Origin of the sequence: Glutamicibacter sp. Je.9.36, assembly GCF_051129975.1 — a bacterium.
Taxonomy (GTDB): Bacteria; Actinomycetota; Actinomycetes; order Actinomycetales; family Micrococcaceae; genus Glutamicibacter.
Map to the genome: position 1 here is coordinate 238,948 of NZ_JBCPSN010000003.1, position 18,938 is coordinate 257,885.

Genomic DNA, 18,938 nt, shown 5'->3' on the forward strand with positions numbered 1-18,938 from the left:
ATTCGTTGTCCTTTTCAGTGAGGATGAATGCGATGAGATGTGAAGCTACGAGGTGGTTCAGAGGAACAGCGGCAGTCCCATGGCCGGCCAGATCCAGAAGGCGAAGACCAGGACCAGCAGGACCATGAGTGGTCCGAGCACCGCGCTCAGGCGCAGCAGGTCTGCCGGCTTATAGGTTTCGATGCCCTCGATCTCGGAAAACAGGTTCACCGGCTTCGCGCTGCTGGTCAGGGTGTGGCAGAAACCGGCGGCGGCGGTGGAAGCCAGGGCAATGGCTACCGCGTTGACCCCGACGCCCGGGGCCAGCGAGACCACCAGCGGAATCAGCACCGCTGAGCGGGCCGAACGGGATTGGATGACCAGATGCGCCGCGGCAGAGACCACCACCACGAGGACGGTGAAGACCCAGGGTGCGGCAGCCCCGAGCTGCTCGACAGGGCCAAGCACCTTGCGGGCCAGCCATTCGGCGGCTCCGGTTCCGGCGAGCGCCGTACCCAGGGTGAGTGTCGCGGCCATGAAGATGAGCATCGACCACGGCACCGCCTTCAATGCCTTGGCCAGGCCTACAGAGCCGTATCCCGGGCTGGCTACTAGCAATGAACCAAGCAGGGCCACGATGGCGGGATGGAGCTGGTGCAGGGGCTCGGTGCACCAGAGCACCACCACAGCCGAGACCAGCAGCGCTGCCCTGGATTGCCCCACCGTGAGCGGGCCCGAGAGCGGCACCGGCGAATACTGCTGCAGCCGCTCGATGCCCACCGCCAGCGGTTCTGCGCGGTCCTCCTTGCGGGTGAACATCCACAGCACCAGTTCGGCGCACAGATGGGAGGAAACGAAAGCCAGCGGCAATCCGTAGACCAGCCAGCCGGCGAAGGAGAATCCTTCATGGCCCGCGGTGGCGAGGATCTGGCTGGTGATCAAGTGCGCTCCGGCTCCCAGATAGGATGCCACGGCCGAAAGCAGGATAACCGAGGGGAAAACCAGGGACAGGGCCAGGACGATGCGGCGGCGATCCGCCAGGGCCTTGGCCAGGGCAATGAAGACCGGAATGGCCAGGGCCGCGCGCCCGGAAGTGGAGGGCACCGCGAATGCGGTAGCCACCAGCACCCCGGTGGTCAGGTGGATCAGCTGCCGCGGGGTGTTCGCCCCTGCGGCTATCCATGCTGCGGCGCGGGTAGCCAGTCCCGTGGCGGTGATCCCCGCCGCGATCACGAAGGCGGCCAGCAAGAGCCAAATGGTGTCTTCTCCCAGCGAGGAGAACAGGTCGGCTTCGGGCAGCACGCCCATGAGCACCAGCACCACTGCTGCGCCCAAGGCGATAAAGGTATCGCCTACTGGCGAGAAGACCCAGAGCCAGATGGCCAAGGCGAAGACCGCCAGGGTCAGGGCCCCTTGGGCTGGCAATGCCTGCGCTGTCCCCGCATCCGGGCCGAAGGCTCCATAGGCGCACCAGCCGAGAAAGCCTACCAAGACCAGTGCGGCGATGATTCGCGCTGCGTTCTGCTTGCTCCAGCGGCTTCGTGCCGCACCGGCTTTGCCCTGTTCCGCGGCCTGGTCCATGGACCGCTGGGCGGTGTAGCGGAATCCCGAGCGTGGCGCAGTTGGCTTGATGCTCATGACTCACCGCCCAGGCTGCTGGCCATGGATTGGGCGAATTCTTTTTCGCAGCGGATGCCTTGTCCGGCATCAGCTTGCGGGAGGGAAAATCCGAAACTGGTCCCGTTGCCGTTTCCGGATTCCACCCAGGCCGTGCCGCCGTGGGCTTGCGCGACCGCTTTCACCACGGCCAAGCCCAAGCCCATGCCGGATCCCTGCTGGCCGGCTTCCGGGGCACTGCGATAGTTTTCCAGCAGGGCACGGGCCTGGTCCGGGTCCAACGCCGGTCCATCGTTGGCAACCCAGAAGCTGGCCATGCCCTTTGCTGCGGCAGAACCGATCCGGATGCTTTCTCCATCCTCGGTATGCGCGACAGCATTTTGGATCAGTTGGTGCATGGCCTGGGCAACGCGCAGCGGATCCAGCCACGCCTGGGCCTTGGCAGACTCGGCTATGCGGAAACGTCGGTCCGGGTAGGCACCCGGGCGGGCGGCTGCCGCGGCAACGTCCGCCGTGACTTCGCCGACGGGCACCATTCGGCGCTGGATGAAGTCCGGGTCCGAGCTTTGCGCCAGCAATTCCAGGTCGGCAAGCGTCTGTCCCATCAGCGAAATGTGCGCCTGCGCGGTGCTGATGATCCTGCCGCGTTGCTTCCGGGGTACCTCTTCCTCGTTGAGCTTCTGCAAGGCAGCTGCCATCTTGCGTTGCGGGCTTCCCAGGTGCTCTCGTGCTTCGGCGATGAAGTGGCGTTGGGCCAGATGCGAAGCTTCAACCCGGTCAAGCATCGCATTCAGTGTCCTGGCCAGCTGCGCCAAGTCGTCGCGTCCTTCGACCGGAACGCGGGCCGAGAGGTCATTGGCGCTAATCGAGGCGGCGGTTTCGCTCATGGTGCGGATGGGACGCATGATCTGCCCAGCTGCCAACCAGGCGATCCCCGCGGTCAAGGCCAGTCCCCCGGCGGCCACGCCGAAGAGCATGGTTGCCTGCCGGTTGGCTTCTTCCTGGGCCCCGCCAATGAAGTGCGCGACGACCAGATGGGCTTGGTGCCCCGCCCCGCTGGCTCCGGAGGCATCCTTGGCCTCGGCCTTCGCCCAGCGAACCGTCCCGTGGTTGCTCTCCAGGATTCCGGAGGTCTTCGCGTCATCGAGAATACGGCCCAGGAGCACGGGGTCATCAGCCAGCCAGGTCCCGGCCTGGTTGGCTGCGGTGCCTGCGGTGAGCACCCGTCCATTGGCCTGCGCGAGAATCGCTTCGCCGGCCATCGGCTGCTGGCGGGCCAGATAGCGTTCCATCAATTCACCGATTGAGGAAAACGGGCGAGCTGTCTTCGGGTCCAGTCCCTCGGCGGCGAAGGTCCGGAACTCCTCGATTTCCTGCGCGATGCCCACGTTGGCAGCTTCGGCTACCTGGCCGGACATGATCGAACGCATCGAAACCGTTACGGCCAGCAGGGCCAGTGCAGTAGTGAGCACGATCCACCCGACAATGCGCAACCGTGCCGACACCGTTGATCCCTGGTGCTCATGGATGTCAGCCATTGCCGATCAGCTCCTCAGCTTGCGCTTGCGCAGCAGCGGGCTCGGGAGCCGGTGAGAGCTGGACAATGATTGGCTGCTGATGCGGGATGGGCGGATTGGCCTTGTCGGCAAGTGCCTGGCTGGCGCCGGCCAGTCCCGCTGGCACAGCCAACACCATGAGGATGAGAAGTATGCGGCGATTCATGCTTTGAACATTAAAAGACCCTTGTGAGGAGCGCATTAGGCGGTGGTGAGAGGATTATGGCGCGTCCATGAGAAGCAAATGAGAGCGAGCGAATCGCCCCGGGTTCTCGCGTATTTCCGAGGTCCGGCAGCGCGGGGAATTCCTTGAAAATTTTCCCGATCTTCCTATTTCCGGTGTTCATGTTGTGGTCGCAATCCGCGAGCTGCGGGCTTCCTCGCCGCCAGGGCAAAAGAAAAGAGGTTCCGCCACCCCTGATGGGATAGCGGAACCTCTGCGAATTCGAGCTACTTCGCAGCCCAGAGCACCGAGTCGTCAGTGAACGAGAGCGTTTCGCTCATGCGGATTTTCGCATCTGCCACGGCCTCGGCCGCCCGATGCCTGCGATTCTCCCGGGAATTTCCCTGCGCTTGGCGGGCCCGTTGGCAAAACCTGGGCGATTCATTACAGAATGCACTTATGGCCACTTCCCTTGAACACTCCCCGGGCCGCAGTACATTGCGCTATGTGCGCCTCATGCTGCTCGCGGTGCCCCTGCTCCTTGTCGTTGCCATCGTCATCTATGGCATTGCCAACCAGCGCATTGAAGACTCCCTGAGTTCCTATTACCTGGGTCCGGCACGGGACTTGTTCGTTGCGATGCTGGTGACTACCGGGGTACTGCTCGTGGTTTACACCGGAGACGAGCTGGAGGACTATGCACTGAATTTGGCCGGCTTCTACGCCATGTTCGTCGCCTTGGTTCCCACCAAGCTGGGAGAAACGCTGGCGCAGCTGCACCTGGGCGAGCAGAGGCGGCTCATCTTCTCCGTGCAGGTATCGGTTATTGCGGTTCTCGTCGTCAGCTCGGTTTTCATCTGGTTGGGAATTAGGACTAGCCGCGCTCCGCACCGCGCGCTGTTCCACAGCACCGCGACCAAAACGCTCGGTTTGCTGAGCACCCTGCTCCTGGTCGGCTTTGTCCTGCTGCTGCTGTGGCGGACCGTGGAAGGCAAGCAGTTCGCCGGCGTGCATGCCAGCGCTGCATTCTTGCTGATCTTCTCCATGGGCATCGCCATTGCCAGCCACCTGGACCACAAGCCGCTGTGCGCGATGGACACCAGTGGAGGCAAGAAGCTGCACTACGCAATCATCCTGGTGCTGATGCTCATTGGGTTGATTGCCTGGCCGATCCTGCTGGCCGCGGGCATCCAGGAGGCCCTGTTCATTGTCGAATGGTTCGAGATCAGCCTTTTCTCGTACTTCTGGTATCTGGAATCCCGGCGCTTGTGGAACCCGGCTGCCTGAATCCGCTAGGCAAAATACCCGCCGCTAGTCCGGCAACTGGCCCCTGCTACCTAACTCGGCTTTTTCCTGGCGAGGCTAGTCGGATTTAGGTGCCAGAATTCCTGTTTCAGGCGAAAATAAAAGGTTCCGACTCGCGAATGCGAGCCGGAACCTTCTTGTAAGCTCCTCCAACTGGACTTGAACCAGTAACCCTTCGATTAACAGTCGAATGCTCTGCCAATTGAGCTATGGAGGATTGCAACGAGATATAACTTTACCCAAGATTCCCGCGAATGCAAAATCGGGATCCTAGGTTCCGCGAAGGATCCTCCGGCGCATCTCCAGTTCCATCAGTTCCCGGTTGATCTGGGCATATTCTTCACCCTCGGGTGCCATTTCAGCACGCTGCAAGCGGCCGATCAGCTCAGCCTTGCGGTGTGTGATTTGAAGCTCAATCAAGCCGTTGATGATGTCGGCGCAGTAGCGGTTCAGGCTGTGTTCGTCGGATGCCGGAATGCTGGTCACTGCGAGTTCTGAAACGAAGCTGCGCAACTGCTCGGGGACTTCGTCGCGAATGACTTCAACCCAGGAGGTCGCCGACGCGCCTGCACTGGACGCGGCAACGACGCCATCGTGGACAGCAGAGTGCGCCGGGGCCAGGAAACGAGCCTCGTAGAACGCCTGCCATTGCTCGTCCTTCAACCGTTGCGGCTGCTGGATCACCACTTCCAGGGCCTGTCGTTCAAGGCGCATCACCGGGTCGCGGTGATCCGGGCGTTCAAAGGCCGCCGCCGGGATTGCCTGTTCAGCTTCCCCTGGTTGCGGGTGTGGTGCCTGCAGGTCGGCGTTCTTCGGCAGCCGGGCGCGTTTGATGGAGGCGCCCACCGAGCGGTTGACGTCCTCATTATTCATTCCCAGCCAGCCGGCAAGCTCACGGGCATATGCCGGACGAATGGCCGAGTCGCGGATCTGCGCGACGATCGGAGCGGTCTGGCGCAAGGCCTGGACACGTCCTTCAACGGTGTTCAGATTGAATTTCTTCAATTCGGCACGGATGGCGAATTCAAACAGCGGACGCTTGAGCTCGATGAGCTCGCGTACAGCTTCGTCTCCGCGGTGCAAACGCAAGTCGCAAGGGTCAGCACCGGTTGGTTCAACGCAAACGTAAGTCTGGGCGATAAATCGCTGGTCTTCTTCGAAGGCGCGCAACGCGGCCTTCTGGCCTGCGGCGTCACCATCGAAGGTGAAGACGACTTCGCCACCGGTGCCGTCATCCTGCAGCAGGCGGCGGGCAATTTTGATGTGGTCCGTGCCGAAAGCGGTACCGCAGGTGGCCACCGCGGTGGTGATGCCAGCCAGATGGCAGGCCATCACGTCGGTGTAGCCTTCCACCACAACGATCTGGCGGCTCTTGGAAATCTGCTTCTTGGCCAGGTCCAGGCCATAGAGGACCTGGGATTTCTTGTAGAGCTGGGTCTCCGGGGTGTTCAGATACTTCGGGCCCTGGTCATCCTCGTAGAGCTTGCGTGCACCGAAGCCGATGGTGGCACCAGACAGGTCGCGGATCGGCCACATGACACGTCCGCGGAATCGGTCATAGATTCCGCGGTTGCCCTCGGAGAACATGCCCGTCAGCTTCAGCTCATCATCAACGAAGCCCTTGGAGCGCAGGTGCTTGAGCAGCGAATCCCAGCCCTTGGGCGCATAGCCCACGGAGAATTGGGCTGTGACTTCCTGGTCAAAACCGCGACCGGCAAGGAACTCGCGGCCGGCGGCTCCTTCCTCGGTAGCCAGCTGCGCGCGGAAGAATTCCTCGGCGACCTTGTGCGCATCGACCAGGCGCTGGCGCTTGCCGTAGTCTTCGCGGCGCGGTCCCGGTCCCCCGTCTTCATAGCGAAGCTCGTAATTGATCCGGGCAGCCAGAAGTTCCACAGTTTCGGTGAACGAGGAGTGGTCCATTTTCTGGATGAAGGCGATCACGTCGCCGGACTCGCCACAGCCAAAGCAGTGGAAGGTTCCTAGCTGCGGGCGAATATGGAAGGACGGACTGCGTTCGTCGTGAAAAGGGCACAGGCCCTTGAACGAGCCAATGCCCGCGGATTTGAGCGTGACATAGGACTCGACGACCTCACGGAGGTCGGTGCGGTTACGCACCTCGTCGATATCTTCACGCTTGATCAGCCCTGCCATGATTCCCTTCTAGAACAACTTTGCGTCAGGGGCTTCGCCCTTGACCAGATACGAGTGCCATTCGGTGGCTGAGACGTCAGTGAGCGAGGCGACCTGGTCAATCACCACGCGCAGCTGGGCCGCTTCATCAGCGGCGTCTTCCCAGTCAGCTGCGAAGATCGGCTCCAGATTATCCCGGCCCGTTTCAAAGAGCAGTTCGACCAGCTCGGTCAGCAGCGTGCGCTGATCCAGGTAGAGCGGCTGGCGCACTTCCGAAGCCATCACGTAGCTGGCCGCGATGCCCTTCATCACGGCAATCTCGTGTTCGGTTTCCTCGGGCACAATCAGGTTCGCGTTATAGCGGGTGAGCTTGCCTTCCCCGAAGCGTGCCCGGGTGGCATCCATTGCGGCGGCGGCGAAGCGGCCAATGAATTGGCTGGTCATGTCCTTCAGCGCCGCCATGGAACGCCGTGAGCCGTCAAAATGCGAAACCCACTCATCGCTGATTTCCAGGCGGCGCAACGCCGCATCGATGTCGGCCTCCCCAGTGGTCGGCAAGTACCAGTCCTTGGTCACCTGCAACGCACGCTCGCGCTGCAGATCCTGCTTGAGCCAACGCAGCTGCAGCTTGCCGCCGACAATTGCGTCTTCCACGTCATGAACCGAGTAGGAAATGTCATCAGCCAAGTCCATGACCTGGCCTTCCATGCAGACCGCTCCGGCGGTGGCTTCCGGGACATTGCGCAACCAGTTGAAGACGGTGGCGTCATCCTCGTAGACACCGAACTTCCTGGTTTTCTTGCCGTTGACCTCTGGCGCATCGGTTTTCAGCCACGGGTACTTGCAAGCTGCATCCAGCGACGCCCGCGAAAGATTCAACCCGGCCGAATGCCCGTTGTGCCGGAAGGTCTTGGTTTCCAAGCGAGTGAGCAAACGCAAGGTCTGGGCATTGCCCTCGAATCCGCCAATGTCCTTGGCTGCCTTGTCCAGCGCTTTCTCGCCGTTGTGGCCAAAGGGCGGATGACCCAGGTCGTGCGCCAAGCAGGCGGTGTCGACAACATCCGGATCGCAGCCAAGGGCCGCACCGAGCTCGCGGCCCACCTGGGCCACTTCCAATGAGTGGGTGAGCCGGTTGCGCACGAAGTCATTCTGGTTCGGTGCCACTACCTGGGTCTTGGCGCTCAAACGGCGCAAGGCGGAGGAATGCAGCACGCGGGCACGGTCCCGCTCAAAGGCAGTACGGTAGGACTTCTTCGCTGGTTCAGGCACCCACCGCTGCTGGTCGGCTTCGGTATATCCGGGGATCTGAGTCATAGTTCCTAGTCTAGTAACTCTTTGCCTGCATTGAGGAGTTATCCACTAGTGGCGTAGCCGTGGCTATTCCGGGGTGGCTAGCCGCCGGAGATATCCAGCTCGGCGGCCTTGATCATTTCGCGGTGGGCATCGCTCATCACGCGGTTATCCAGCCAGCCGTCAGGGACGTGCGTCTTCTTCGGGTGGCCCGCACGTCCGCGGGTGCCTTCAGCGGCAACGCCCGGGTACGGCAGGTCCAGATCCAGCTGGTCCAGCAGTTCGCGCAGCACTGCCAGGGATGGCACCTGGGCCAGCTGCGAGCGGATTTCGCCGCCTACCGGGTAGCCCTTGAAGTACCAGGCAATGTGCTTGCGGATATCGCGCATGCCCTTGCCCTCGTCCTCGAAGAATTCGGCCAGCAGTTCGCCATGGCGGTATACGGTATCGGCGACCTTGCGCACGCCCGGGCGGAAACGGTCTTCACGGCCCTCGAAGGCCGCCTGCAGGTCGCCGAAAATCCATGGCCGGCCCTGGCAGCCACGGCCTACCATGACGCCGGCGGCACCGGTCTGCTCAACCATTTCAATGGCGTCCTCGGCACTGAAGATATCGCCGTTGCCCAGCACCGGCATGTCATCCATGGCTTCGCGCAGGGTGGTGATCGCGTCCCAGTCGGAGTGCCCCGCGTAGTACTGGCCGGCGGTGCGCGCGTGCAAGGTGACTGCGGCCGCACCGTGGTCCCGGGCAATTTTCGCTGATTCCAGGTAGGTCAGGTGGTCCTTGTCGATGCCGATGCGCATCTTCACGGTCAGCGGGATGTCGCCCTTGGCGGCCTCTGAGGTCGCGGCTTCGATGATGGAGGTGTAGAGATCCGATTTCCAGGGCAGGGCCGAGCCGCCGCCCTTGCGGGTGACCTTTGGAACTGGGCAGCCGAAGTTCAGGTCAACGTGGTCCGCCAGATTTTCGTCAACCACCATGCGCACGGCAGCGCGCACGGTGCCGGGGTCCACGCCGTAGATCTGGATGGAGCGGATCTCCTCGTCGGGATCGTGGGAGATGATGCGCAAGGATTCGGGGTTGCGTTCCACCAGTGCCCGGGCGGTCACCATTTCGGTCACGTACAGCCCGCCGCCATATTCGCGGCAGAGGCGGCGGAAGGCGCGGTTGGTCACCCCAGCCATCGGAGCAAGAACCACCGGGGTATCAATGGTCAGCTTGCCCAGCTGCAATGGAGGCAGCTTGAGGGTCGGGGTGTTGGTTGGCGCATCAGTCAGGGTCGTCACCCATCCATTATCCCGCACGAACGCAAAACAGTAACTGAGATCTTCATCAAATCTTGATGCCGAGGCGCTGGATTATTGTCCTGATGTGGACCAAAATGATGCAATGACAAGTAAATTTTCGGCGGCGCGGGTGGTTCTGCTGGCCCTTGCCGCCGCCATTGTGGCTTTGGTTATAGCCGCATTGCTCGTGGTTTCGCTGCGTTCGGCACCAGAGGTCCACGGGGAGAACACTCCGGAAGGGGTCGTGCAAAGATATCTGATGGCTTTCGAGGCCGAGGATTTGCCGGCCATGCAGGGCTACACCGTTGAAGGCCAATCCAGGACGCTGTGCTCTCCCGAACCCTATGCCCCGCAGCCGCTTGATGTGCAGCTGCTGCGCAGCACCGTCGGGGAGTCCAGCGCTACCGTGCGCACCAGGTTCAATACCCGCGACGCCCAATTCCTGCCCTTGGGGAATCTGTCCTCATATGAAGAGGCGTTCGAGCTGCGCAAGGTCGATGGAGCCTGGCTGATTGACCGCATGCCGTGGCAGGTCGGCCTGTGCACCGCTGAGGAGATGGGTTACTGATGGCCGCAACCGCCCCGGCGTTCCACGTGCAAAGCAGCAGCGTGCTGCGTCCGGTGATCCTCCACGGCTTGCTGTTCGTGCTGTTGATGGTCTCGGCTACGGGTCTGTCTACGCTCTTTACCGCGCTCTTCCATGGTTTCGATTCCTTGCTGGTCAGCACCGAGCAGCTGGCGATGGCCTTCACCTTCACCCTGGTTGGAATCCCCTTGGCCTGGTTGTTGTGGCGTTCCATCCGCAAGCGCTTGGCCCGGCCGTCGGCCTTCGACTCAGCCATCTGGTCCTTGCAGGCCTCGGCCGCCTATCTTGCCACCCTGGCCGCCAGCAGCTGCGCCGCGCTGGCGTTCCTGGCGGGACTTGTTTCCGCAGCCCGCGACGGTGCATGGCAGTCGACGCTGGCGGTGGCCTTGGGCTGGGGCACGGTGTGCGCCTGGCAGCACCGCCAAATCACTTCATCGCGTACTGCACCGCGGCAATTCGCCCAGCTGGCGGCCACCGTGGGAAATTACTTCAGCATGGTGCTCTTCTCGCTTTCGCTGGTTGCCACGCTGACGGTCGCGTTGGAAATCCTGGTCGTGCCGGAAAACACGCTGGTGGGCCCGACCGGCATGCCGAATCTGCTGATGGCGCTGGTCTGGCTGGCAGGTTCCTCGGCCCTGTGGTTCTGGCATTGGAAACTGCGCAGAGTCCAGAAGATGTCCAATCTCCTGAACAGCATCCTGCTGGTTGTATTGGGCCTGGCCGCACCGGCGTTGGCGTTCCTGCTGGCGATCGCCGAGCTGGTTTCCTGGGTGTGGCCGCAGGCATGGACGGCGCAGGAACGCACCGGGCTGTTCCTCGACGGCGGTCCAAGCCTGCTGGCCACCATTGTGGCGGCCGCGGTTCTCTGGATCTACCACCAGTCCCAGCTGCGTTCCGGGCTGCACCCTGCCGCCGTGGTTGGCGCAGCGCACCTGGCGCTGAGCGGTGTCAGCCTGGCTGTGCTGGCTACCGGGCTGGGCATGGTGGTCAATGCGCTCTTCGCAGCACTGGGGTCCAGCGTCTCGGTGGGCTACTCCGCGGGTTTGCTGGGCCATGGTCTCGGCTTGCTCGCCTTCGGAACCGCCGCATGGCTTTGGTACTTCAAGCCCTGGAAGCCCTCGCCGGCAGACTCGCGCAGCGCCTATTTGGTCCTGTTCTTCGGAGCCAGTTCCGTCGTCGCGCTGGTTTCCCTGTTGGTCTTCGGGTACCGGATTTTCGCGTTCTACCTGGAACCCGATTCTCGTCTTGATTCCCTGCTGGACACCGTTCGAGCCCCGCTGGGCTGGCTGGTTGCGACCGCTGCCGTGGCCGGCTACCACTTTGCGCTGTGGCGTTCGGATAAGGATTCCAGAGCCGGTTCTTCCGGAAAATCCATTGCCTCTCAGGGGCCGATAACACGTCGAGCAGTGGTGATCGTTGGCCCGGCGGCTTCCGAGCCGATGGCGGCTCAGCTCAAAGCGCGCCCGGAGCTAGCGGTGACGTGGATGGCTTCGTCCGGCCCTGCGCTGGACGACCGGGCCGAGGTGTCGGTGCTGGCGCGCATCGAGGAATACCTGGCAACTCATCATGATTCCTTCATGGTCCTTGCCGAAGCTGACGGGTCGGTGCGTTTTATCAATCTCGCCTAGTCGGAACGCATTCATCACCAATCTGTAAATAGGTGCGTCTATTGTGACTTATTTTGCCCTAACCTAAAAACATCATGGTAGTGTGACTTTTTGTGCTCGCGATTCAGTGAGTGTTCCCTAATTACGGAAAGTCGCATGACCCTCCTTGCGCCGCATCAACCCGCCAACAAGTCCGATCAAACCAAAGCCGCCCATGGATCAGCAGGATTGGCCGCCAGCAATGCTTGGAAGTCAGCGGCCTTGGCCCTGTGCCTCGGCTTGCTCGCAGTCGCCCTCTTCGCGTCTTTGGGCATTGGAGCAAAGGCGATTGCGCCGCTGGCTGCCGGGCAGGCGCTATGGGGAATTGGCACACCCGAAACACTGGTGATCATCAACGAGCTGCGCCTGCCGCGCACCGCGATTGGGCTCCTGGCAGGAATGTCCCTGGCTGTTGGCGGCGCATTGATTCAGGCACTGACCCGCAATCCGCTGGCAGATCCGGGTATCCTCGGGGTCAACGCGGGCGCCGGATTCGCCGTCGTGCTCGCCGTGGCATTCCTGGGCATCACCCACATTTCCCAGTACATCTGGTTCGCCTTCGCCGGGGCCGTGCTGGCCACCCTCGCGGTATACCTCATTGGATCGCGTGGCCGCGGTGGAGCGACACCGGCCAGGCTGACCCTGTCCGGCGTCGCACTGGGCGCCGTGCTGGGAGGAATTTCCAATGGGATGACCCTGCTCAACCCCGAGGCTTTTGACCGCATGCGCTATTGGGGCGCGGGAACCTTGAACAACCGCACCCTGCCCATGGTGGGCGTCATCGCCCCTTTCGTTATCCTGGGGCTGGTCTTGGCGGTGCTGTGCACCCGCTCGCTGAACACATTGGCCTTGGGCGATGAGGCCAGCCTCGCGCTGGGTACCAATATCGGCCTGACCCGCGCAGTGGTGATCGTGGCGGTCACCCTGCTCTGCGGCGCAGCGACCGCCGCCGCCGGCCCGATCGGCTTCGTGGGCTTGATGATCCCGCATATCAGCCGTTGGATCGTCGGACCGGATCAGCGATGGATCCTGTGTTTTTCGATGATCCTCGGCCCGGTGCTGTTGCTCGTTTCCGATGTGCTCGGCCGCATCGTTGTCCCGCCCGGCGAAATGCAGGTGGGGGTCGTCACGGCCTTGCTTGGCGCTCCGGTGCTGATTTGGCTGGTTCGGCGCAAGCAGGCTAGCGGACTATGAGTGCTGTGGATTTCGGCCCGGGCCACCGGGTACTGCGCATTGGACGCATCTGGTTGCGCGTGCAACCACGTCAGCTGCTTCTCGCCGCACTGCTCTCAGCGTTGGCGGCCGCCCTGGGCCTCTACGCGTTGGCTACTGGCGACTACACGCTGGGCTTGGGCGAAGTGCTCAAGACCCTGGCTGGAGCCGGGGAGGCCAGCAGCCAACGGGTGGTGCTGCAATGGCGTCTGCCCCGCGTTCTGATGGCACTGCTATTGGGCGCAGCGCTAGGCGCCAGCGGGGCAATTTTCCAATCCATGACCCGCAATCCGCTGGGTTCTCCAGACATTATCGGATTCAATACCGGTGCCTATACCGGTGCTCTGGCCGTCATGCTGGTCTTCGGCGGCGGGTATTTCCAGGTGGCACTCGGTGCATTGGCCGGTGGCTTGGCCACCGCAGCCGTGGTGTATGCCTTGTCCTACAGGAACGGCTCTGAGGGATTCCGGCTGATCATCGTCGGGATCGCGGTCAGCGCGATCCTCGCGTCGGCCAACACCTGGCTGATCTTGCGCAGCGAGCTGGAGGACGCCATGTCGGCGGCCATCTGGGGTGCCGGCTCGCTCAATGCCATCGGCTGGGACCAGGCCATACCGGCCGCAGCGGTCGCGCTGCCTCTCGCGCTGGGCGCCCTGGCCTGCACGCGCAGGATGCGCCTGCTGGAACTGGGCGATGACGCCGCTGTGGCGCTGGGCATCAACACCGAATCCAGCAAGCTGTCCTTGCTGGTGATCGGGGTGGCGTTGACTGCCCTGGCCACCGCGGCGGCAGGCCCCATCGCCTTCATCTCGCTAGCTGCTCCGCAAATCGCGCGCCGGCTCATGGGCAGCGCAGGCGTGTCGTTGGCTTACTCGGCATTGCTCGGCGCCGTGCTGCTGCTGGCCAGCGATGTGCTGGCCCAGCGCGTTTTGGATAACACTTCCCTGCCGGTTGGCGTAGTCACCGTCAGCATCGGCGGGGTCTACCTGATCTGGCTACTACTTCGTGAGGCACGACGCCAATGAGCATGACCCATCCACAGCTATCCGCCGACCGGCTCACCTTGGGCTACGGGCCATCGGCCATCTCCGAAAACCTCTCGCTATCCATCCCCCCGGGCTCGTTCACGGTCGTCGTTGGACCCAACGCCTGCGGCAAATCGACCTTGCTGCGCGCCCTGTCCCGGGTGCTGAAGCCTTCCTCCGGCCAGGTCATCCTGGATGGCAAACCGATCCTGTCCCTGCCAGCCAAGCAGGTAGCCCAGCGGCTGGGGCTGCTGCCGCAGTCCTCCATCGCCCCGGATGGCATCACCGTTGCGGATCTGATCGCCCGCGGCCGCAGCCCGCACCAAGGCTTGTTCTCCCAATGGTCTGCCGCGGACGAGCAAGCCGTGCTCAGTGCCATGCACGCCACAGGCACCACCGGGCTCTCCCGGCGGCTGGTCGACGAACTATCCGGCGGGCAACGCCAACGCGTCTGGATCGCCATGGTACTGGCCCAGCAGACTCCTTTGCTGCTGCTCGATGAACCGACCACCTTCTTGGACATCTCCCACCAGATCGAAATCATGGAGCTGTGCCGCAGGCTCAACGAGCAACAGGGCAATACGGTAGTTGCGGTGCTCCATGACTTGAACCAAGCGTGCCGCTACGCCACCCACCTGATCGCGATGAAATCCGGTGAGATCGTCGCCGCAGGACCTCCCTCGCAGATTGTCACCGAGGAACTGATCCGCGAGGTTTTCGCCTTGCCCTGCACCATCATCCAGGATCCCGTCTCGCACACACCACTCGTGATCCCGCTGGGCCACGAGGCCAACTAAGAAGGAAAAGAACATGCAACCAATGACCCGACGCGTCTTTTTCGGCGCAGCTTCGCTGGCCGCAGCCCTGGCCCTGGCCGCCTGCAGCCCGAGCACCCAGGCCGCTTCCCCTTCAAGCGGCGAAGCCAGCGCAGCGTGGAGCTTCACCGATTCCGGCTATGGAAAAACCATCTCCATGGATGCCGCACCGCAAACGCTGGTCACCGATTCCTATTCGGCTGCGGCACTCTGGGACTACGGCATCCGCCCCTCGGGCGTCTTCGGATACGGTTTGGACGAGTCGGGCAGCCTGGCCCTTGGCAGTGCGGATCCAGCAGAGATGGCCATCATCGGCCAGGACGGAGAGTTCAGCCTGGAGAAGTTGCTTGGCCTCGACCCGGATCTGATCGTGGGCTTCGGCAATGCCGAAGGCACGGGCTGGACCTGGTGGGATGACAAGGTCCAGGCAGAGGCCACTGCCACGGCACCATTCCTGGGCATCAAATTTGGCAACCGGCCTGTCCTGGAGGTCATCGAGGACTATGAATCATTGGCCAAGTCATTGGGCGGGGATATTGCCTCGCAGTCCGCCGCCAAGGCCGACTACCAAGCCAAACTTGAACAGTTGCGTGCCTTGGCCAAGGACCAGCCGTTGCGGATCATCGCGCTCAATGGGTATGACGACCTGTACGTCGGCCAGAAATCACTGGGCCAGCTGGCCCTGCTGGATGAACTCGGATTCGATATTGTCGGCCAGACCGAGGACAGCGGCTGGGCTTCAATGAGCTGGGAGAAGGTTGCCGACTACCCTGCCGACGTGGTGCTGAGCTATTCGGGCACCGCGCAGCAGGTCAAGGACCATCCCGTCTTCGCGTCTTTGCCAGCGGTAGAGGCCAGCCAGGTGGTCGAATGGGATGATAAGCGTCCGTTCACCTACAGCAGCTATGCGCAATGGTTCGACGAGCTGATCGCAGTGCTCAACACAGCCAAGAGCCTGAACTAGGGCCATTGCGCCGAGGTCCGGTACCCGGGCGCCACGAGGCGCACCGGGGTGCCGGCCCCAGCCGTTCACTGAGCCTGCCTAAGCCAGCACGCCCAGCAGCACTCCCCCGAGCGCACCGATGGCCACGACAATCCATGGGGCCATCTTCCAGGCGGTCAGCAAAACAAAGCAGAGCAAGGCCAGGACGAAAGCGGGAGCCGAAGTAATCGCCGAGGTGAAGACCGGGTTGTACAGTGCGGCGGCGAGCACCCCGACCACTGCCGCGTTGGCGCCATGCATGATGGCCCTGGCGGCAGGCCAGTGGCTCACCCGGTTCCAGAACGGCAGCACGCCAAGCAGCAACAGGAAGCCCGGAAGGAAAATGGCAAGCAAGGCGATGAGCGCTCCGGCCGCGCCGCCGGGACCCGAGTCGACGAGGACGCCAAGGAACGCGGCGAAGGTGAAGAGCGGTCCGGGCATGGCCTGGGCCGCGCCGTAGCCGGCGAGGAATTCTTGGGAACTGATCAGCCCGGGATCCACGACTGCGCTTTGGAGCAGCGGCAGCACCACGTGCCCGCCGCCAAAGACCAGGGCGCCGGAGCGGTAGAACGCGTCGATGAAGCCCAGCAGATCCCAGCCCGTTGCAAGGGCTGCCACCGGCAACCCGAAAAGCAGGATGGCGAACAGCGACAGGCAGCTGATGCCCACGGTCCTTGATACCGGAAACTGCATAGCCCCCGCTGCTCCGGCATCCTTGCCGCGGCACCAGAAATATCCTGCCAATGCGCCGAAGGCAATGGCCAGGACCTGTCCGAAGCTTCCGGCCAAAAGCAGCGCCGATCCGGCGGCGACAACCGCAATGGCGGCACGGGCACGATCCGGGGCCAGGTTTTTTGCCATGCCCAGTACCGCGTGGGCGATGATGGCGACCGCAACGATTTTCAGGCCGGCCAGCAGCCCGGTACCGATGGGGCCGCTGAACAGCGAAGCGCCGAAGGCGAAGACTGCCATCACCACCGCAGAGGGCAGGGTGAACGCCAGGAATGCCGCCAGGGCACCGCGCATTCCGGCCCGGTGCAATCCCAAGCCGAAACCGACCTGGCTGGATGCCGGGCCGGGCAGGAACTGGCTCAATGCGACCAATTGGGCGTACTGCTGGTCATCGAGCCAGCGGCGGCGATCAACCAGTTCGGTGCGGAAGTATCCCAAGTGGGCGATGGGACCGCCGAAAGAGGTCAAGCCGAGCTTCAGGAAGACCTTGAAGACTTCCCTGGCCGAGCCCTGTGCCATGCGCTGTGATTCCATGGATTCCAGCATAAGTCGTGGAGGAAAACGGAAGGTAAACAGCGATAGCGCGCCACGCTAATTGCGTGATGCCACCGGGATCCGGGGGCTGGCGCGCTTCGCGTTCCGCGCTCCGGAGATCGAGGCCAGGCCAACGGCGAGCAGTGTCAGCAAGGTACCCATGACAGTTGCGGGGGTGACGGACGAACCGGGAGCCGGGAAGAAAACGTCCAGGAGCAGCGAGCCCACCAGCTGGCCGCCAACGGCCGCGAGGCTGGTGACCAGCACTCCGAGCCGCTTGACCACCAGGGCGGTGATGCCGACGAACAGGCAACCGAGCAGTCCGCCGATGTAGTACCACCAGGTGCCTGGCAGCGGGTCCAGGCCGATGCCGGCAGGCAACCGCACCAGCATCACCATCGCCAGGACCACGAACCCGACGGCAAAGTTCACCAGGGTCGCCGCCGTGGCGCCGCCATAAGCCGCCGCTTGCGCGCCGTTGGCAGCTGCTTGGAAGCCCATGAGCATGCCGACGGCTGCCGAAAGCGCCATTGGCAGGAGCAACGCGGAAAGGTCCGCGTCGGCTCCGCGCGGGCTGACCGCCCAAACCACGCCGATAATGGTCAGCACCACGCCGAGGATGCGCAAGGCATTGATCTTGCGCGGCGCGGCCCCGCCAAAGCCCACCCGGTCCATGAACATGGAACCGATTGCCTGGCCGGTCACCAGGCAGACGGTGAACAGCGCCACCCCAATGAGCGGCACCGCTGCAGCCTGGCTGAAGACAATCAAGGCACCTACCGCGCCGGCCACCAGGTACCAGCGCGGGAAGCGGCCCTGGGCCAAGGCGCGCGGCACTTGCGCCACCGAGCCGCGCACCGCGGGAACAAAGATGGCCAGCAGTACCAATGCCGCCAAGCCGACACCGAAGCTGATGGTTGATGCCGCGATGGCGTCCCCCAGCTTCGCGCCCAGCGCCCCGTTGATGCGCGACTGCACGCACAGCAGCAGGCCCGAAGCGATGGCAAGCAGGATGAGCATGATCTTTCCGCCGGAGCGGACCTGCGCGGTCATGGTGGTGCTGGTGGTCAACGGAGTTCTTTCACGAAGTGGAGGCTGGTGCAGAATGGCAAAAACGGGACCCGCCAGGCGGGTCCCGTTCTTGCTGGCATTACTTCGCCGCGTCGCTGGCGAGGATATGCGTCGTGGATATGACGGTGGCCTGGTCAACCACGGCCAACGCGTCAATCAGCGAGGAGAGGATGAACATCGACGAGTCGACTTCCAGCTTCACCGGGTACTGGTGGATCAGCATGGCGACCATGTCGCGCACCGCTTCTGCCACTTCGTCATCGCTGAAGGCCGGGTTGTGGCCTACCAGCACGTCGGTCGGGGCGTTCTCGCGGGCGGGCACGTAGCTGACCGCGAAAGCCAGCGGGACACCGCCCTCGCGCTTCGGCTTGTCGCGCAGCACCAGGGCGCCCTGCGCGCCGGTGTGCTCGTCGAGCAGCATGCGCTGCGCCGAGCCCACGGTCATCTTGGCTGGATCCCAATCGGTGTGCACCGCGTTGTAGAAATCCATCACCAGCTGGGTCAGCTCGACACTGCCGGTGGACAGGTCCTCGATCACCCGGTCATTGGTGTCGAAAACCGGTTCAGCCAGAGCCCCCGGCTCCAGGATGACATCGCGCGAGACCTGGATTTCGCCCAGGCCCAGCGACTGGCAGAAGCCTGCCGCCGCGGCCGCAGGATCGCCGGCGGTCACCGTGTAGCGGGCCTTGAGCTCCTGCGCCTGGCCGGCCGGGATCTGCTTGCGCAGCTGTTCCACCAGGGCAGTGCCCACGCCGGACCGGCGCTGCTCGGCGGCTACCTCGACATAGAGCCACAGGCGCTGCGGATGCAGCGAGGAAGCGAACACCACCCCGGCGCCGATAGCCACCTGGTCAACGGTGGCTACCAGCGTGCGGGAGAACGGTGCATCGCTGTTTTCGCGCAGCATGGTGCGGTCCTGGTGGGCCTGCGGGGAACGCGGGTCGCCGAAGATCTGCAGCAGCTGGAGATCGTCCCCGGAGCGCCACAGGCGGAATTCCAGTTCGTTCAT

General features: G+C 63.2%; 16 protein-coding genes and 1 tRNA gene. 7 read left to right on the plus strand and 10 right to left on the minus strand.

Annotated elements, in window-relative coordinates:
* Nucleotides 1–57: 57 nt before the first annotated feature.
* From AAZQ98_RS09430 to AAZQ98_RS09440, 3 genes are read right to left on the minus strand one after another with little or no spacing between them, the layout of a single operon-like run.
* Complete coding sequence (locus tag AAZQ98_RS09430) at nucleotides 58–1,617, minus strand: SLC13 family permease (RefSeq protein WP_434691645.1); 1,560 nt, start codon at nucleotides 1,615–1,617, stop codon at nucleotides 58–60.
* Nucleotides 1,614–3,134, minus strand: coding sequence for an ATP-binding protein (locus tag AAZQ98_RS09435; protein WP_434691648.1), 1,521 nt, complete (start codon nucleotides 3,132–3,134; stop codon nucleotides 1,614–1,616). Before AAZQ98_RS09435 ends, AAZQ98_RS09430 begins: the two co-directional genes overlap by 4 nt.
* Nucleotides 3,127–3,318 carry a hypothetical protein gene (locus tag AAZQ98_RS09440; RefSeq protein WP_332499411.1) on the minus strand — a complete coding sequence of 64 codons (192 nt, stop codon included), beginning with the start codon at nucleotides 3,316–3,318 and terminating at the stop codon, nucleotides 3,127–3,129. Before AAZQ98_RS09440 ends, AAZQ98_RS09435 begins: the two co-directional genes overlap by 8 nt.
* A 456-nt stretch (nucleotides 3,319–3,774) precedes the next feature.
* Here AAZQ98_RS09440 and AAZQ98_RS09445 point away from each other — a divergent pair, with 456 nt between their 5' ends.
* Complete coding sequence (locus AAZQ98_RS09445) at nucleotides 3,775–4,602, plus strand: hypothetical protein (RefSeq protein ID WP_434691651.1); 828 nt, start codon at nucleotides 3,775–3,777, stop codon at nucleotides 4,600–4,602.
* Between the two features lie 162 nt (nucleotides 4,603–4,764).
* Here the strand turns inward: AAZQ98_RS09445 and AAZQ98_RS09450 are convergent.
* The 4 genes from AAZQ98_RS09450 to dusB form a co-directional block, all read right to left on the minus strand.
* Nucleotides 4,765–4,837 (minus strand) — tRNA-Asn (locus AAZQ98_RS09450).
* A gap of 53 nt (nucleotides 4,838–4,890) precedes the next feature.
* Nucleotides 4,891–6,771 (minus strand): DNA primase, encoded by a 1,881-nt coding sequence (gene dnaG / locus AAZQ98_RS09455; protein WP_105657213.1) that lies wholly within the window; start codon nucleotides 6,769–6,771, stop codon nucleotides 4,891–4,893.
* Nucleotides 6,772–6,780: 9 nt separating this feature from the next.
* Entirely contained in the window at nucleotides 6,781–8,064 is a 1,284-nt protein-coding gene (locus AAZQ98_RS09460; protein ID WP_332498739.1) for a deoxyguanosinetriphosphate triphosphohydrolase, read from the minus strand.
* 77 nt (nucleotides 8,065–8,141) lie between these two features.
* Nucleotides 8,142–9,326, minus strand: a complete 1,185-nt coding sequence (dusB, locus tag AAZQ98_RS09465) for a tRNA dihydrouridine synthase DusB (protein ID WP_105657211.1) — start codon at nucleotides 9,324–9,326, stop codon at nucleotides 8,142–8,144.
* 103 nt (nucleotides 9,327–9,429) lie between these two features.
* Here dusB and AAZQ98_RS09470 point away from each other — a divergent pair, with 103 nt between their 5' ends.
* From AAZQ98_RS09470 to AAZQ98_RS09495, 6 genes are all read left to right on the plus strand, one after another.
* Complete coding sequence (locus AAZQ98_RS09470) at nucleotides 9,430–9,894, plus strand: hypothetical protein (protein WP_434691655.1); 465 nt, start codon at nucleotides 9,430–9,432, stop codon at nucleotides 9,892–9,894.
* On the plus strand, nucleotides 9,894–11,540 hold the full coding sequence (locus AAZQ98_RS09475) for a DUF5671 domain-containing protein (protein ID WP_434691658.1): 1,647 nt from the start codon (nucleotides 9,894–9,896) through the stop codon (nucleotides 11,538–11,540). Before AAZQ98_RS09470 ends, AAZQ98_RS09475 begins: the two co-directional genes overlap by 1 nt.
* A gap of 135 nt (nucleotides 11,541–11,675) precedes the next feature.
* On the plus strand, nucleotides 11,676–12,752 hold the full coding sequence (locus AAZQ98_RS09480; RefSeq protein ID WP_400342716.1) for a FecCD family ABC transporter permease: 1,077 nt from the start codon (nucleotides 11,676–11,678) through the stop codon (nucleotides 12,750–12,752).
* Complete coding sequence (locus AAZQ98_RS09485) at nucleotides 12,749–13,795, plus strand: FecCD family ABC transporter permease (RefSeq protein WP_434691662.1); 1,047 nt, start codon at nucleotides 12,749–12,751, stop codon at nucleotides 13,793–13,795. The genes AAZQ98_RS09480 and AAZQ98_RS09485 overlap by 4 nt, the downstream gene beginning before the upstream one ends.
* Complete coding sequence (locus tag AAZQ98_RS09490) at nucleotides 13,792–14,592, plus strand: ABC transporter ATP-binding protein (protein WP_434691665.1); 801 nt, start codon at nucleotides 13,792–13,794, stop codon at nucleotides 14,590–14,592. The genes AAZQ98_RS09485 and AAZQ98_RS09490 overlap by 4 nt, the downstream gene beginning before the upstream one ends.
* Nucleotides 14,593–14,605: 13 nt before the next feature.
* A complete protein-coding gene (locus AAZQ98_RS09495) occupies nucleotides 14,606–15,574 on the plus strand; it encodes an ABC transporter substrate-binding protein (protein ID WP_434691668.1) in 969 nt (322 codons plus the stop codon).
* Between the two features lie 78 nt (nucleotides 15,575–15,652).
* Here AAZQ98_RS09495 and chrA read toward each other — a convergent pair whose 3' ends face one another.
* From chrA to AAZQ98_RS09510, 3 genes are all read right to left on the minus strand, one after another.
* Nucleotides 15,653–16,858 carry a chromate efflux transporter gene (gene chrA, locus AAZQ98_RS09500; protein WP_434691671.1) on the minus strand — a complete coding sequence of 402 codons (1,206 nt, stop codon included), beginning with the start codon at nucleotides 16,856–16,858 and terminating at the stop codon, nucleotides 15,653–15,655.
* Nucleotides 16,859–16,915: 57 nt separating this feature from the next.
* Nucleotides 16,916–17,929: a DMT family transporter gene (locus AAZQ98_RS09505; protein WP_434691674.1), complete on the minus strand. Its 1,014-nt coding sequence runs from the start codon at nucleotides 17,927–17,929 to the stop codon at nucleotides 16,916–16,918.
* Between the two features lie 79 nt (nucleotides 17,930–18,008).
* Nucleotides 18,009–18,938 carry a GNAT family N-acetyltransferase gene (locus AAZQ98_RS09510; protein WP_105661781.1) on the minus strand — a complete coding sequence of 310 codons (930 nt, stop codon included), beginning with the start codon at nucleotides 18,936–18,938 and terminating at the stop codon, nucleotides 18,009–18,011.